The organism is Bradyrhizobium sp. 215_C5_N1_1 (genome assembly GCF_052075935.1).
GTDB classification, from domain to species: Bacteria; Pseudomonadota; Alphaproteobacteria; order Rhizobiales; family Xanthobacteraceae; genus Bradyrhizobium; species Bradyrhizobium barranii.
Genome location: NZ_CP197228.1, coordinates 1,104,172 through 1,118,667, shown reverse-complemented (window position 1 = coordinate 1,118,667; position 14,496 = coordinate 1,104,172). Strand labels below are relative to the sequence as shown.

The following is a 14,496-nucleotide window of genomic DNA, read 5'->3' as shown; positions in this document are numbered from 1 at the left end:
CCCTGGGGATATGGGTCCCGGGCTCGCGCTACGCGCGCCCCGGGACGACGGCGGGGCTCAATTCAGCAGGAAACCACCATCGACGGTGATGACACTCCCCGTCATGTACCGCGACGCCTTCGAGGCCAGCAGCAGGATCGCGCCATCGAGATCGGACTCGGCGCCGACGCGGCGCTGCGGGATGCGTTTGGCCAATCGCTCGCCCGCGGGCGTCGACCAGAAGGCGTGATTCATTTCCGTGTCGATATAGCCGGGCGCCAGCGCGTTGACGCGGATGTTCTGGCCTGCGAGCTCCAGCGCCATCGCCCTGGTCGCCTGGAGGATGCCGGCCTTGGAGATCGCATAGGGCGACACCGCCTTCAGCACACCGGTGCCGAGCACGGAAGCGATGTTGACGATGTTGCCTTCCTGCTTGCGCGCGATCATGCGGCGCGCGACTTCGGTCGCGAGGAAATAAGCGCCTTTCAAATTGGCGCCGATCACGGCGTCCCAATCGGATTCGGTCTGCTCGGTCGCGAGCTTCTCGATGGCGATGCCGGCATTGTTGATCAGCACCGTGATCGGACCGAGCGCGGCTTCCGTGGCATCCACGGCCTTGGCGATCGATGACATGTCCGTGACGTCGAGCGCGACCGCGGCAGCGCGGCCGCCCTTGCCGCGGATCTCCTCCTCCAGGCTCTTCAGCTTGTCGGTCTGCCGCGCGGCGAGCGCGACGGCCGCGCCATGGTCCGCCAGAACCCGGGCAAATTGCCGCCCCAGCCCCTGGCTCGCGCCCGTCACTAGGATGGTTTCTTGACTGACGTCGAATAAGTCTGACATGACGCTTGCCTTGAGTGTTTTCCCTGAGCTTTGGAGCCACCAATACAGACGATTTTAACGATCTGAAACCGGAATGATCGGTCCGGCGTTCATTCGTTCCAACGACGCAAGCGTTCCATCGAGGCAGGCCTGACGCTCATGAACAGTTTCGATCTCGCGGTCTATGCGGCACTCGCCGTCGCGATCGGCTTCGGTTTCAGGACCGGCCTGCTCGGCAGCGCAATGACCATTCTCGCCTATCTCCTGGCCGCTCCCATCGCCGTCGCGCTGATGCCGTTGATCGTGCCGCAGGTCGCGACCAATCCGAACGCGCCGCTGCTGCAAAACTGGATCTGGTTCTTCGGCATCTTCGTGGTCGTCGGCATGCTCCTTGGTTATATCGGCCGCCTCGCGCTGAACGACACGATACGCGAAGCCGGGATCGGCGACCGGCTCGCCGGCGCCGCACTCGGCGCCGTCAGGGTCGGCCTCGTCGCCACCACGCTGGTGCTGGTGTTCGACCAGATCGTGCCGGCCAACCGCCAGCCGCCGTTCCTCGCCGGTTCGCATCTGCGGCCGCTGTTCTCGGCGGCCGGCAAGATGGGCTTCAAGACATTGCCGCCGGAGGCCGCGGCCGCGATCGACCGCCTCAAGCAGGAACGGCGCATCTAGCTTATTGTCTGGGCATGATCTTTTCGGAAAACCGCTGCACACTTTTCGGGATCATGCCCGCACATTTGCATCGCCGCGCGACCGCGCCATGCATTTTGACGCGGCCCCCTCCCTTATCAGCGGCGCCACGATTGGCTAGAGTGCGGCCCGTCTAAAACCTGCCTGACATTACGGGAGTGAAACAGTGGATCTTGGGATCAAAGGTCGCCGCGCCATCGTCTGCGCATCCAGCAAGGGCCTCGGCCGCGCCTGCGCCATCTCGCTGGCGGAAGCCGGCGTTGACATCACGCTGACCGCGCGCGGCGCCGAAGCCCTGAAGAAGACGGCCGACGACATCCGCAAGGCCTATCCGGGCGTGAAGGTCACCGAAATCGTCGGCGACATCACGACGCCTGCCGGCCGCGAGGCCGTGCTGAAGGCCTGCCCAGAGCCGGACATCTTGATCAACAATGCCGGCGGCCCGCCGCCCGGCGATTTCCGCAACTGGACCCGCGACGACTGGATCAAGGCGATCGACGCCAACATGCTCACGCCCATCGAGCTGATCAAGTCGACCGTCGACGGCATGATGGCGCGCAAGTTCGGCCGCATCGTCAACATCACCTCGGCGGCGGTGAAGGCGCCGATCGACATCCTCGGTCTCTCCAACGGCGCGCGCGCCGGCCTCACCGGCTTCATCGCCGGCCTGTCGCGCAAGACCGTGATCAACAACGTCACCATCAACGGCCTGTTGCCGGGCCCGTTCGAGACCGACCGCTTGACCGGCACCGCAAAGGCCGAGGCCGACAAGCGCGGCACGACGCCGGAGCAGATCCTGGCCGAGCGCGCCAAGCTCAACCCCGCCGGCCGCTTCGGCCAGCCCGACGAGTTCGGCTATGCCTGCGCCTTCCTCTGCGGCGCCAAGGCCGGCTTCATCACGGGCCAGAACATCTTGCTCGACGGCGGCGCCTTCCCCGGAACGCTGTGAGAGCAGTCTGGTACGAGCAAACAGGACCGGCGGCGGATGTCCTCACCTATGGTGAGATGGCGACGCCGGTCGCTGGCCCAGGCGAAGTTCGCATTCGCCTGGAGGCCTCCGGCGTCAATCCGGCCGATGTCGGCCGGCGCGGCGGCAGCTATCGCGCGATGGAATTTTCGCGCCTCATTCCGAACAGCGACGGCGCGGGTTTCGTCGACCAGATCGGCGACGGCGTAACGCGCTTCAGGGTCGGCGACCGGGTCTGGCTGTTCAACGGCCAGCGCAACGGCCGCGCCTTCGGCACGGCGGCCGAATATATCGCGCTCGCCGAGCAGCTGGTGACGCCGCTGCCGGATCATCTTTCCTTTGCGGAAGGCGCAACGCTCGGCATCCCCGCGATGACCGCATGGTGCAGCCTGTTTGCGGATGGGCCGATCGTCGGCAAGACCGTGCTTGTCACCGGCGGCGCCGGCGCGGTTGGCCATTATGCCGTGCAGCTCGCCAAATGGGGCGGCGCGCAGGTGATCGCGACAGTCAGCTCGGCGATGAAGGGCGAGCAAGCCCGGCGCGCGGGCGCCGATCTCGTGGTCAATTACAGGGACGAGGACGTCGTCGCCAAGGCTATGGCGTTCACCGGCGGACGTGGTGTCGATCGCGTGGCCGATGTCGATTTCGGCGGCAACGTCGCGACGACGTTGAAGCTGATGGCGCTCAATTCGACGATCGCCGTCTACGCCACCAACGGCAACCGCACACCCACGGTGCCGATGCGCGAACTGATGGAGAAGTGCATCACGCTCCGCTCGCTCGTCTTGTTCGCGCTACCGCCCGCGCTGCTTGCGGCGGCCCAGGCCGATATCACGAAATGGCTGGCGGCAGGGCCGCGCATTCACAACGTCGCGGCGCAGTTCGCGCTGTCGGATACTGCGCAGGCGCATCTCGCGGTCGAGAAGGGTGACAAGCTCGGCACCGTGATCGTCGACTGCGCGCGGTGACGACTTAGGATACCGGCGTGGTCCGCTCGTCGGTCCAGTCGATGCCGAGCTCGTCCATGCCATCGGCGAGCAGATCGCCCAGCATCGGCTCACCCAGCAGGTATTGCACCGTTTCGCGACGCGGGTTCTTGTATTCACCGCGCGCCTCGGCGGCGCGGGCACGCAGATCGTCCCACTCCTCCACTTCGCCATCGCCGCGGCCAAGCCACATCAGCGTGACGAGGTCGAGCTGCTCGTCCTCGTTCAGCGCGCGGATGAAACCGGACAGTTCGGCTGCGACCGGGTCGGAATTGGTGTCCTCGAGCACGTCGATCTCGTCATCATCAGAGGGATTGGACCCCGAGTCGGGGTCGGACGCCGCCTCCTTGACGTCGAATTCGCGGGCCTTCTCGATGATGAAGGCGACCTTCTCGGCGGAAATGGCAAGCTCTGGCATCGTCGCTCTCTCTGGCTGTCTCGGGGTTCCCCCGATAACGCAACATCGCGACAGATGATCCATTGCGTTCGACGGCGGAAGGCCGCATCTTTCGCGAAAGCAAGAAAATTGGGATCGCCGCATGCCGTGGACCGTGGGCAAGGTCAAAATCACCAAGATCGTGGAAATGGAGACGGTCGGCTCGACCCGCTTCATCCTGCCGGCCGCGACCAATGACGAGATCCAGAAGCTGCCTTGGCTGATCCCGCATTTCGCCACCGAGGAGGGCCGGCTGAAAATGTCGATCCACTCGCTGGTGGTGGAGACGCCGACGCGCCGCATCGTGGTCGACACTGGCCTTGGCAACGACAAGCAGGGCCGCGGTGTCCCGGTCTGGAATAACCGCAGCACGCCGTTTCTGGAGACCATGACGGCGGCGGGCTTTCCCCCTGACAGCATCGACACCGTGCTGTGCACGCATTTGCATGTCGACCATGTCGGCTGGAATACAAAGCTCGTCGATGGCAAATGGGTGCCGACTTTCCCCAGGGCGCGCTACCTGTTCGGCAAGACCGAGTATGAATATTGGCGCGACTATACGGCCGAGCCGGACAAGGTCGCGGTGTTCAACGATTCCGTGAAGCCGGTCGTCGATGCGGGCCTGGCCGAGTTGATCCCGAGCGATCACCGGCTCTGCGAGGAGATCAGCGTGATCCCGACCCCCGGCCACAGCCCCGGGCATATGAGCGTCCTGATCGAGTCCGGCGGCGAACAAGGGTTGCTCAGCGGCGACGTCGCCCATCATCCCTGCCAGATGGCGCATCTCGACTGGTGCTCGGTCGTCGACACCGATACCGCCCAATCGGCCGCGTCGCGGCACAAGGTGTTCTCGCGCTTTGCCGATACCCCGACGCTGGTGATCGGCGGCCATTTCTCGGCCGGGCACATCAAGCGGGACGGGGATGCGTTCAAATTTGTGGCGCTGCAATCGTAGGGTGGGCAAAGCCACCGGGTCGCGCGAATGCGCGCCCGATGACAGGCTCCGCGTGCCCACCATACCGGGCCATCAAAAAGAATTGGTGGGCACGGCGCTCCGCGCCTTTGCCCACCCTACAAAGGAAGGGCTGCAATGCGCCCCGTTTTGAGCGGTTGAATTTCCCGCCGCCCTGTTCCATGAAGCTATTTAACCGATCGGTCCATCTCCAGGGAGAAACGAGAATGAAGCTTGTTCGTTATGGCGAAAAGGGTGTGGAAAAGCCCGGCCTGATCGACAAATCCGGCCAATTGCGCGACCTGTCGGCGCATGTGAAGGACCTGACCGGCGAGGCCTATTCGCCGGAATCCCTGAAGAAGCTGGCGGGCCTTGACCCGGCCTCCCTGCCCGCCGTCTCCGGCAAGCCGCGCTTCGGCGCGCCCGTCACCGGCATCTCGAAATTCGTCGCCATCGGCCTCAACTACAGCGACCACGCCAAGGAAACCGGCGCCGCGATCCCGACCGAGCCGATCATCTTCATGAAGGCCAACACCTCGCTGTCCGGCCCGAACGATGCGGTCGAAAAGCCGCGCGGCTCGACCAAGCTCGACTGGGAAGTCGAGATCGCCGCCATCATCGGCACCCGCGCCAAGTATGTCTCGGAAGCCGATGCGCTGAACTACGTCGCCGGCTATTGCGTCTGCAACGACGTCTCCGAGCGCGCCTTCCAGACCGAGCGCCTGGGCCAGTGGACCAAGGGCAAGTCGCACGACACCTTCGGCCCGGTCGGCCCGTGGCTCGCCACCAAGGACGAGATCAAGGACGTGCAGAACCTGTCGATGTGGCTCGACGTCAACGGCCAGCGCCGCCAGACCGGCTCGACCCAGACCATGATCTTCTCCATGGCCAAATGCGTCTCCTACGTGTCACAGTTCATGACCTTGCTGCCGGGCGACATCATCACCACCGGCACCCCGCCCGGCGTCGGTCTCGGCATGAAGCCGCCGACCTTCCTCAATGTCGGCGATGTCGTCACGCTCGGCATCGAAGGCCTCGGCGAGCAGCGCCAGGAGATTGTGGCGGCGTAAGGCCTCCGCCCTCTCCCCGTCATTGCGAGGAGCGAAGCGACGAAGCAATCCAGACTATTTCCACGGAGACAGGCTGGATTGCTTCGCTTCGCTCGCAATGACGATAACCAACTGCCGGTCACCGCGTAGGACATTTTCCCATGAAACTCTCCTTCTCTGCCGCCTCGCCCTTCGCCCGCAAGGTGCGTATCGCCGCGATCGAGCTCGGGCTGATCGACAAGATCGAGCTCACGCCCGCGACCGTCGCGCCGGGCACGGTCAATGAGGATTATTCGCGCATCACGCCGCTGAAGAAGCTGCCGGTGCTGATCACCAATGACGGCGACGTCATTCTGGATTCCTACGTGATCGTCGAATATCTCAACGAGATGGCCGGCGGCAGCCTGATCCCCGATTACGGCCCGCGGCGCTGGAAGGCCAAGACCGATCACTCCCTGATCAACGGCATGCTCGATTCCATGCTGCTGTGCCGCTACGAGAAGATGGTGCGGCCGCAGGGCCTGCAATGGCAGGCATGGTCGGACGACCATTGGAACCGGGCCTGGACCGGCATGGCGCGCTTCGAGAACATGCCCGAAGTTTTGAACGGCCCGTTCGACATCTCGCAGATCGGCCTCGTCTGCGTGCTCGGCTATGCCGACTTCCGCTTCGCCGATTGCGGCTGGCGCAAGGCCTATCCGAAACTCGACGCCTTCCACCAGAAGATGCTGGAGCGCCCCTCGGTCAAGATCTCGGTGCCTCCAGCGGCGTAAACTAGGCTGCGGGGAGAAGGACGATGCGCGATCGCTTCCCCCGCCTCAGCATTCTCGGCGCGAGCCTCGTGCTCGCGTTGACCGTCTCAGCCACTTCCGTGCAGGCCGACGGCATGGCGACTGGACGACAAAACCTCGCCTGTGGATCGCCGTCGTCAATCGACGACGGGTGGACGACTGCGTCGCCCGACAGCGTTGGCATGGAAGGCATGCGGCTCTGCAGCATCGCTGCACGGCTCGATCAACGCGCGACCTCGGTCCATTCGGTTGTCGTCGTGCGCCACGGCAAGCTCGTCTTCGAGCAGTATTTTCCCGGCTACGACCAACCCTGGGGACAACCGGACGGCCAGCACGAATTTACCGCGACGACGAAGCATGACATGCGTTCGGCATCGAAGAGTGTCGCTTCGCTGCTCGTCGGCATCGCGATCGATCGCAAGCTGATCGAAGGCGTCGACGAGCCCGTGCTCAAATTCTTCCCCGACCATCAGGCGGCGAAGCAGGCGGGCTGGGAGGCCATCACGCTGCGCCATCTGCTAACGATGTCCTCCGGCATTGAATGGGACGAGGCACGGTCCTGGACCGATCCGAAAAACGACGAGCCGCATCTCACCTTTGAGGCCGATCCGATCGGCTATGTGCTCGCAAAGCCAGTCGCTGCGCCGCCCGACGTGCTGTGGACTTATAATGGCGGCGGGACTGAACTGCTCGGCAACATCCTCGAACGCGTCTCGGGCAAGCCGCTGGAGGCATTTGCTCGCGAGGTGCTGTTCCAGCCGCTCGGGATCAGCGATTTGGAGTGGAAAGCCTATAAGAACGGCAAGATTGCAGCGGCCGCGGGCCTTCGCTTGCGGCCGCGCGATGCGACGAAGATCGGCCAGCTCGTGCTCAATCGCGGCCAGTGGAACGGCCGGCAGATCGTCTCGGCCGACTGGATCGCACAATCTACCACGCCGCGCTTCCAGGCGATCGGCTATTTCGGCAGCACGATGTTCTACGGCTATCAATGGTGGATGGGCCGCTCGCTCGCCGGTGACAAGGAAATCAAATGGGTTGCTGCCTTCGGCTGGGGCGGCCAGCGCATCTTCATCGTGCCCGAGCTTGATCTCGTCATGATGACCACCGCTGCCCAATACGGCCAGCCGAAGGAAGGGCTGGCCGCGATCGACATCCTCTCCAACATCGTCATTCCATCCGTGCGCGATGCACGGTGAGCGCAAGGGAAGCGAGCATGAGCCTGAAATTCACCGTCGGCGATCTCACCATCCATCGCGTCATCGAGCAGGAAACCTCGTTCGTGCCGGCGCTGGAGATGCTGCCGGGACTGACGCCTGAGGTCCTAGCCGAGAACCGGGCATGGATGCGGCAGGCCAAGGCGCTGGACGAGCAGGACGTGCTGCTGCTGTGCTTCCAGTCCTATGTTGTGAAGACGCCGCATCACACCATCCTGATCGACAGCTGCATCGGCAACGACAAGCCGCGCCCGCAGCGGCCGAAATGGAACATGAAGACCGACGATACGTACTTGCGCGGACTCAACGCCGCCGGGTTCGCGGTCGACGACATCGATTTCGTGATGTGCACGCATCTGCATGTCGATCACGTCGGCTGGAACACGCGGCTCGAGAACGGCCGCTGGGTGCCGACCTTCCCCAAGGCGCGCTACCTCTTTGCCAAGCAGGAATTCGATCACTGGTCCGAGCAGAACGCGAAGGCGGAGATCCCGCCTTTCGCTGACAGCGTGCTGCCGGTGGTCGAGGCCAGGCGCCACGAGCTGGTCGGCAACGATCACCAGATCGGCGATCACGTCCGCATCCTGCCGACGCCGGGACATACGCCCGGCCATATCGCCATCACGATGGGCCGCGGCAAGGACGACGCCGTGTTCTCCGGCGACCTCATGCATTCGCCGCTGCAGACGCTCTATCCGGAGCTGTCGATCAAGTTCGACGTCGACCCGGCCGCGGCGGCGAAAACGCGCCGCAGCTTTCTCGAGCGCTATTGCGACACCGACACGCTGTGCTGCACCGCGCATTTCCCCTCGCCGTCGGTCGGGAAGATCAGGCGCAAGGGCAGCGCGTTCGTGTGTGCGGCGGTGTAGCGCGCGGCAATCGCCCGGCTTCCGTCATGCCCGGGCTTGTCCCGGGCATCCACGTTCTTACAATCAACGGCAACAAAAACGTGGATGGCCGGGACAAGCCCGGCCATGACGAGGAAACAAAAAATGGCCGACCTCCCCGACGTCCCTCTCCCCGCCGGCATCCGCTCGCGCTATGTCGACGGCATCAACGGCTTGCGCATGCACGTGCTCGAAGCCGGCTTCGAGACCAAGGGGCGGCCCTGCATCCTCTTGCTGCACGGCTTTCCTGAGCTCGCCTTCTCCTGGCGCAAGGTGATGCCGGCGCTGGCCTCGGCCGGTTATCACGTGATCGCGCCGGACCAGCGCGGCTATGGCCGCACCACGGGATGGACCGCGGATTACGACGGCGATCTCACGCCGTTCTCGCTCCTCAACCTCGTGCGCGACGCGCTCGCCCTGGTGTCGGCGTTCGGCTACAGGCAGGTCGATCTCGCCGGGCATGATTTCGGCAGCCCGGTTGCGGCCTGGTGCGCCCTGATCCGGCCCGACGTGTTTCGCTCGGTGACGCTGATGAGCGCGCCGTTCGGCGGAGCGCCGCCGATGCCGTTTGGCACCGTCGACAGTCCGGCAAAGCCGCCAGCAGAAGACCCCGTGCATCGCGAGCTCGCCGCGCTGCCGCGCCCGCGCAAACACTATCAATGGTATTACGCGACGCGCCCGGCCAACGCCGACATGCAGCACGCGCCGCAGGGCGTGCACGATTTCCTGCGCGCCTACTATCACCAGAAGAGTGCGGACTGGACCGACAACAAGCCATATCCGCTGACGTCGTGGTCCGCGGGCGAACTCGCAAAACTGCCGACCTACTACGTGATGGACGCCGGCGAGACGATGGCGGAGACGGTTGCGAAGGAGATGCCCTCGCCGGCCGCGATCGCCGCCAACCAATGGCTGCCGGACAGCGACCTCGCCTATTACAGCGCCGAATACGGCCGCACCGGATTCCAGGGGGGCTTGCAATGGTACCGCTACGGCACCTCGGGCATGCTCAACAGCGAGATGCAGCTGTTTGCGGGCCGCAGCATTGACGTGCCCACCTGCTTCATCTCGGGCAAGCAGGATTGGGGCACCTATCAGCGCCCCGGCGTGTTCGAAGCGATGCAGGGGCGCGGCTGCACGAAGATGCTCGGCTGCCATCTCGTCGACGGCGCCGGCCATTGGGTGCAGCAGGAACAGCCGGCCGAGGTGAGCCGCTTGCTGCTCGAGTTCCTCGCAAAAGTCGCCTGATTTGACCCGGGAACCCCGGCGCCTTATATAGTTTAGAATAATTCTAAACTATTAAACAGGTCCGCCGTGAAGACTTTTGCCGAACTGACCGAGCGCGAGGTGCTTGCGGTCGCGATCTCCTCCGAGGAGGAGGACAGCCGCATTTACATGACCTTCGCCGAGGACTTGCGCGAGCGTTACCCGGACACGTCGAAGATTTTCGAGGAGATGGCCGAGGAGGAACGCGGCCACCGGCATCGGCTGCTGAAACTCTATGAGGAACGCTTCGGCCAGCACCTGCCGCCGATCCGCCGCGAGAACGTCAAAGGCTTTCTGCGCCGGCGGCCGATCTGGCTGACGAAAAACCTGCCGCTCGACACCATCCGGAAAGAGGTCGAGACCATGGAGCTCGAGGCCGAGCGCTTCTACGCGCGGGCCGCCGAGCAGGCCGAGGATGTCGGCGTGCGCCGCCTGCTCGGCGATCTCGCCGAGGAGGAAAAGCATCACGAGAACCGCGCCGTCGCGCTCACCGACGAGATTTTGAAGCCCGACGTGCGCGCCGAGGAAGACCGCACGCGACGGCGCATGTTCGTGCTGCAATATGTGCAGCCGGGCCTCGCCGGCCTGATGGACGGATCGGTCTCGACGCTGGCGCCGCTGTTCGCCGCGGCTTTCGCCACCCACCAGAACTGGCAGACGTTTCTGGTCGGCCTCGCCGCCTCGATCGGCGCCGGCATCAGCATGGGCTTTGCGGAGGCGCTGTCCGATGACGGCTCGCTCACGGGACGCGGCTCGCCATGGCTGCGCGGCATCACCTGCGGCACGATGACGACGCTCGGCGGGCTCGGCCACACCCTGCCTTATCTCGTCCCAGACAGCTGGCCGAACGCATTCTGGATCGCGACGGGAATCGCCGGCGTCGTCGTGTTCTTCGAATTGTGGGCAATCGCCTTCATCCGCGCGCGCTACATGGACACCCCGTTCCTCCAGGCCGTGTTCCAAATCGTGCTCGGCGGCGCCATCGTGCTCGCGGTGGGGATATTGATCGGGGCGGCGTAGCTACCTCGGTGTCATGCCCCGCGAAGGTGGGGCATCCAGTACGCCGCGGCGGATGTGGTGAGAGCGAGTTCTCCAATGCGGGTCTCTGGAATACTGGATCGCCCGCCTTCGCGGGCGATGACGGCCGACTTGTTGCTGGACCTTCCCGCGATGACAGCTAGCCACATATCAATCGCGATCAAACGGCGGTTGCGGCATTCGGTCAAACTGCGCATCATCCCATCAGGGAAGCGCAGGAGCATGTCGTGGCGAAAACGGAATGGAGTTACAAGAGCGCGGTCGAGCTGTCGGCCGCGTTGACCGCAAAGAAGGTCTCCGCGGTCGAGCTCACGCAGGATGCGATTGATCGCATCGAACGTCACGACGGCAAGGTCAACGCGATCTGCGTCCGGGATTTCGACCGCGCGCTGAGCGCCGCGCGGGACGCGGACGCGGCGCGGGCGCGCGGCGAGCGGAAGCCGCTGCTCGGCCTCCCAATCACCGTGAAGGAATCCTACAACGTCGCCGGCCTGCCCACGACCTGGGGCATTCCCGCGCAGAAGGATTTTGTCGCGAAGGAAGACGCACTGCCAATCACGCGGGTGAAGGACGCCGGCACCGTCATCGTCGGCAAGACCAACGTGCCGCTCGGGCTCGGCGACTGGCAGAGCTACAATGACATCTACGGCACCACCAACAACCCCTACGATCTCGGCCGCACACCCGGTGGTTCGTCTGGCGGCTCGTCTGCCGCGCTCGCCGCGGGCTATGGCCCGCTGTCGATCGGCTCCGACATCGGCGGCTCGCTGCGTGTGCCGGCCTTCCATTGCGGCATCTATGCGCACAAGCCGACCTTCAGTCTCGTCGCCATGCGCGGCCACACGCCGCCGCCGCTGCCGCCTTTGCCGTTCGAGCGTGACCTCTCGGTGATCGGCCCGATGGCGCGTAGCGCCGCCGATCTTTCGCTTGTGCTCGACGTGATGGCCGGGCCCGATCCGATCGACGCTGGCCTCGCCTACCGGCTCGAGCTGCCGGCGGCGCGGCACACGGCGTTCAGGGATTTCCGCGTGCTGGTGATCGACACCGATCCGGTGATGCCGACCGACACGGCGGTGCGCGGCACCATCAACCGGCTGGCCGACAATCTCGCCAAGGCTGGCGTCAAAATCGAGCGCAACAGCCCGCTGCTGCCGGATTTCGCGGCCTCCACGCGGCTCTATATGCGCATGCTGATGTCGTTCCTCGGCTCGACTTTCGCGCCCGACATCTATGCTGGCGCGAAAGCGGCAGCAGCGGCGTTGCCAGAGGGTGACAACAGCTTGGCCGCGGAACGGCTGCGCGGTATCGCGCTCAACCATCGCGACTGGCAGGCGGCCAACGGCGGGCGCACCCGCCTTCGCGCGCAATGGCGCGAGCTGTTCAAGTCGTTCGACGCGGTGATCTGCCCGGTGATGCCGACGGCGGCCTATCCGCACGACCATTCGCCAGAGCAGGAAAAGCGCCGGATCAAGATCGACGGCAAGGAGCACGTCTATCCCGACCAGCTCGCCTGGCCGGGCATCGCGACGCTCCCCGGTCTGCCCTCGACCGCGATTCCGACGGGCTTTGCGCCTGATGGACTGCCCATCGGCGTGCAGATCGTCGGCCCGTGGCTGGAAGACCGCACGCCGCTCAAGCTCGCCGAGCTGATCGAGCGCGAATTCGGCGGGTTCGTGCCGCCCCCTTTGTTCAATGACTAGTGCCTCCCGTCATTGCGAGGAGCCCTTGCGACGAAGCAATCCAGACTGCATCCGCGGAGACATTTCTGGATTGCTTCGCTACGCTCGCAATGACGGAGTAAAATAACATAGAGGGAGAGAAACGTCATGAGCCAAGACCTCGACCAGCTCACCGCGCTCAACCACGACTATGTCGCGTCCGTGCAAAACTGCGACGTTAAACGCTTCGACGAAATCCTCGCGCCGGAGTTCTTTTGCTCCAATCCCGACAAGACATTGGTCGACCGCGCCGCCTTCCTGGAGCAGACGGCACGGCCGATCGCAATCCGCAATCTGCATGCGCATGATGTCATCATCCGCATCATGGGCGATTTTGCCATCATCCACGCTGCCACCAGCTACACCACCGCCGACGGCCGGCAGGCGACGGGGCGGTACACCGATTGCTGGACGAAGAAGAACGGGACGTGGCTCGCGGTATCAGCGCACGTGTCGCGGTGAGTTGAGGTCAGCCATCCTCACACTCCGCTGTCATGCCCCGGCTTGACCGGGGCATCCAGTACGCCGCGGCAATAGTCGGTTCACACAGCTTCCGCCGCGGAGTACTGGATCGCCCGCTTTCGCGGGCGATGACACCGTCATTGCGGTTGCTAGCTATCAAACACAATCACGCTGCGCAGCGTCTTGCCGGCCTTCATGTTGGCAAAGCCCTCGTTGATCTCGCTGAGCTTCAGCTTGGCCGAGATCCAATCCTCGAGGTGCAGCCGGCCGCGCAGGTAGAAATCAACCAGCCTCGGCATGTCCACGCGAAAATGGTTGGAGCCCATCGACGAGCCCTGGATCCTGCGCTCGCGCAGGAAGTCGAAGCCGTGCAGCTCGATCTTCTGACCGAACGGGATCATGCCGACGATGGTGGCCGTGCCGCCGGACGCCAGCATGCCAAAAGCCTGCTCCGCGGTCTCCTTGCGGCCGAGCACCTCGAAGGAATGATGCACGCCGCCATTGGTGAGGTCGCGCACCTGCTTCACGACGTCGCCGTCGGTGGGATTGATGATGTCGGTCGCGCCCAGCTTGGTCGCAAGCTGCAGCTTTGCCGGATTGGTGTCGATGGCGATGATGCGCCCGGCGCCGGCGATCTGCGCGCCGTTGATCGCGGCCATGCCGACACCGCCACAGCCGATCACGGCCACGGTCTCGCCGGCCGTCACCTTCGCCGTGTTCACGACCGCGCCGTAGCCGGTGATGACGCCGCAGCCGATCAGCGCGGCGAGATCGAGCGGCATCTCCTTGCGGATTTTGACGATGGCGTTCTCGTGCACCAGCATCTGCTCGGCGAACGACGAGAGGTTGAGGAACTGGTGCAACTTCTCGGGCTTCGACCATTGCATCCGGTTGGAGGCGCCCGGCAACAGCTTTACGGTGGTGTCGGTGCAGAGCACGGTGCGGCCCGTGGTACAGTTGTCGCAGGTGCCGCAGAACACCGACAGGCACGTCACGACGTGATCGCCCGGCTTCACATAGGTGACGTCGGAGCCGACCTGCTCGACGATGCCGGCGGACTCGTGCCCGAGCACCGCGGGCAGCGGATGCGGATACAGGCCTTCCATGAAGTGCAGATCGGAGTGACAGAGGCCGGCGACCGCCGTGCGGATCAAAACCTCGCGTGGGCCCGGCTTCGGCAGGCTGACATCCTCGATGACCAGCGGCTGATTGACTTCATAAAGGACGGCGGCCTTCATCGAG

Annotated in this window: 15 protein-coding genes; 12 read left to right on the top strand and 3 right to left on the bottom strand. The window is 64.5% G+C overall.

Going from position 1 to position 14,496, the window contains the following annotated elements:
* Nucleotides 1-57: 57 nt before the first annotated feature.
* On the bottom strand, nt 58-819 hold the full coding sequence (locus AB7G19_RS05175; RefSeq protein WP_063980856.1) for an SDR family oxidoreductase: 762 nt from the start codon (nt 817-819) through the stop codon (nt 58-60).
* Between the two features lie 138 nt (nt 820-957).
* Here AB7G19_RS05175 and AB7G19_RS05170 point away from each other — a divergent pair, with 138 nt between their 5' ends.
* The 3 genes from AB7G19_RS05170 to AB7G19_RS05160 all read left to right on the top strand — a co-directional run bounded on the left by AB7G19_RS05170 (nt 958) and on the right by AB7G19_RS05160 (nt 3,423).
* Nucleotides 958-1,470, top strand: a complete 513-nt coding sequence (locus AB7G19_RS05170) for a CvpA family protein (RefSeq protein WP_028157265.1) — start codon at nt 958-960, stop codon at nt 1,468-1,470.
* 184 nt (nt 1,471-1,654) lie between these two features.
* Entirely contained in the window at nt 1,655-2,437 is a 783-nt protein-coding gene (locus tag AB7G19_RS05165; RefSeq protein WP_231143834.1) for an SDR family oxidoreductase, read from the top strand.
* Nucleotides 2,434-3,423 (top strand): NADPH:quinone reductase, encoded by a 990-nt coding sequence (locus AB7G19_RS05160; protein ID WP_283017980.1) that lies wholly within the window; start codon nt 2,434-2,436, stop codon nt 3,421-3,423. The genes AB7G19_RS05165 and AB7G19_RS05160 overlap by 4 nt, the downstream gene beginning before the upstream one ends.
* 4 nt (nt 3,424-3,427) lie before the next feature.
* On the opposite strand, the gene AB7G19_RS05155 is transcribed toward AB7G19_RS05160, so the two are convergent.
* Entirely contained in the window at nt 3,428-3,859 is a 432-nt protein-coding gene (locus AB7G19_RS05155; RefSeq protein ID WP_038933620.1) for a DUF3775 domain-containing protein, read from the bottom strand.
* A gap of 121 nt (nt 3,860-3,980) precedes the next feature.
* On the opposite strand from AB7G19_RS05155, the gene AB7G19_RS05150 reads away from it, so the two are divergent.
* From AB7G19_RS05150 to AB7G19_RS05110, 9 genes are all read left to right on the top strand, one after another.
* On the top strand, nt 3,981-4,832 hold the full coding sequence (locus tag AB7G19_RS05150) for an MBL fold metallo-hydrolase (RefSeq protein ID WP_063980853.1): 852 nt from the start codon (nt 3,981-3,983) through the stop codon (nt 4,830-4,832).
* A gap of 224 nt (nt 4,833-5,056) precedes the next feature.
* The gene (locus tag AB7G19_RS05145; RefSeq protein ID WP_063980852.1) at nt 5,057-5,899 is read left to right on the top strand and encodes a fumarylacetoacetate hydrolase family protein; all 843 of its coding nucleotides are present in this window, start codon (nt 5,057-5,059) and stop codon (nt 5,897-5,899) included.
* 140 nt (nt 5,900-6,039) lie between these two features.
* Nucleotides 6,040-6,651, top strand: coding sequence for a glutathione S-transferase family protein (locus AB7G19_RS05140; RefSeq protein ID WP_063980851.1), 612 nt, complete (start codon nt 6,040-6,042; stop codon nt 6,649-6,651).
* 23 nt (nt 6,652-6,674) lie between these two features.
* A complete protein-coding gene (locus AB7G19_RS05135; protein WP_063980850.1) occupies nt 6,675-7,865 on the top strand; it encodes a serine hydrolase domain-containing protein in 1,191 nt (396 codons plus the stop codon).
* A gap of 17 nt (nt 7,866-7,882) precedes the next feature.
* Complete coding sequence (locus AB7G19_RS05130; protein WP_063980849.1) at nt 7,883-8,752, top strand: MBL fold metallo-hydrolase; 870 nt, start codon at nt 7,883-7,885, stop codon at nt 8,750-8,752.
* Between the two features lie 123 nt (nt 8,753-8,875).
* Nucleotides 8,876-10,018, top strand: coding sequence for an alpha/beta hydrolase (locus tag AB7G19_RS05125; protein ID WP_063980848.1), 1,143 nt, complete (start codon nt 8,876-8,878; stop codon nt 10,016-10,018).
* Nucleotides 10,019-10,084: 66 nt separating this feature from the next.
* On the top strand, nt 10,085-11,056 hold the full coding sequence (gene mbfA, locus AB7G19_RS05120; protein ID WP_063980847.1) for an iron exporter MbfA: 972 nt from the start codon (nt 10,085-10,087) through the stop codon (nt 11,054-11,056).
* A 245-nt stretch (nt 11,057-11,301) separates the two neighbouring features.
* The gene (locus AB7G19_RS05115; protein ID WP_063980845.1) at nt 11,302-12,774 is read left to right on the top strand and encodes an amidase; all 1,473 of its coding nucleotides are present in this window, start codon (nt 11,302-11,304) and stop codon (nt 12,772-12,774) included.
* Between the two features lie 126 nt (nt 12,775-12,900).
* Nucleotides 12,901-13,254 carry a nuclear transport factor 2 family protein gene (locus tag AB7G19_RS05110; protein ID WP_063980844.1) on the top strand — a complete coding sequence of 118 codons (354 nt, stop codon included), beginning with the start codon at nt 12,901-12,903 and terminating at the stop codon, nt 13,252-13,254.
* Nucleotides 13,255-13,403: 149 nt separating this feature from the next.
* Here the strand turns inward: AB7G19_RS05110 and AB7G19_RS05105 are convergent, their stop codons facing one another.
* Nucleotides 13,404-14,492, bottom strand: coding sequence for a Zn-dependent alcohol dehydrogenase (locus AB7G19_RS05105; RefSeq protein WP_063980843.1), 1,089 nt, complete (start codon nt 14,490-14,492; stop codon nt 13,404-13,406).
* Nucleotides 14,493-14,496 lie beyond the last annotated feature (4 nt).

Coding starts and splice junctions, on each gene's coding strand:
- AB7G19_RS05175 (WP_063980856.1), bottom strand. CDS start 819: ATGTCAGACTTATTCGACGTCAGTCAAGAAACCATCCTAGTGACGGGC.
- AB7G19_RS05170 (WP_028157265.1), top strand. CDS start 958: ATGAACAGTTTCGATCTCGCGGTCTATGCGGCACTCGCCGTCGCGATC.
- AB7G19_RS05155 (WP_038933620.1), bottom strand. CDS start 3,859: ATGCCAGAGCTTGCCATTTCCGCCGAGAAGGTCGCCTTCATCATCGAG.
- AB7G19_RS05150 (WP_063980853.1), top strand. CDS start 3,981: ATGCCGTGGACCGTGGGCAAGGTCAAAATCACCAAGATCGTGGAAATG.
- AB7G19_RS05145 (WP_063980852.1), top strand. CDS start 5,057: ATGAAGCTTGTTCGTTATGGCGAAAAGGGTGTGGAAAAGCCCGGCCTG.
- AB7G19_RS05140 (WP_063980851.1), top strand. CDS start 6,040: ATGAAACTCTCCTTCTCTGCCGCCTCGCCCTTCGCCCGCAAGGTGCGT.
- AB7G19_RS05135 (WP_063980850.1), top strand. CDS start 6,675: ATGCGCGATCGCTTCCCCCGCCTCAGCATTCTCGGCGCGAGCCTCGTG.
- AB7G19_RS05130 (WP_063980849.1), top strand. CDS start 7,883: ATGAGCCTGAAATTCACCGTCGGCGATCTCACCATCCATCGCGTCATC.
- AB7G19_RS05125 (WP_063980848.1), top strand. CDS start 8,876: ATGGCCGACCTCCCCGACGTCCCTCTCCCCGCCGGCATCCGCTCGCGC.
- AB7G19_RS05110 (WP_063980844.1), top strand. CDS start 12,901: ATGAGCCAAGACCTCGACCAGCTCACCGCGCTCAACCACGACTATGTC.
- AB7G19_RS05105 (WP_063980843.1), bottom strand. CDS start 14,492: ATGAAGGCCGCCGTCCTTTATGAAGTCAATCAGCCGCTGGTCATCGAG.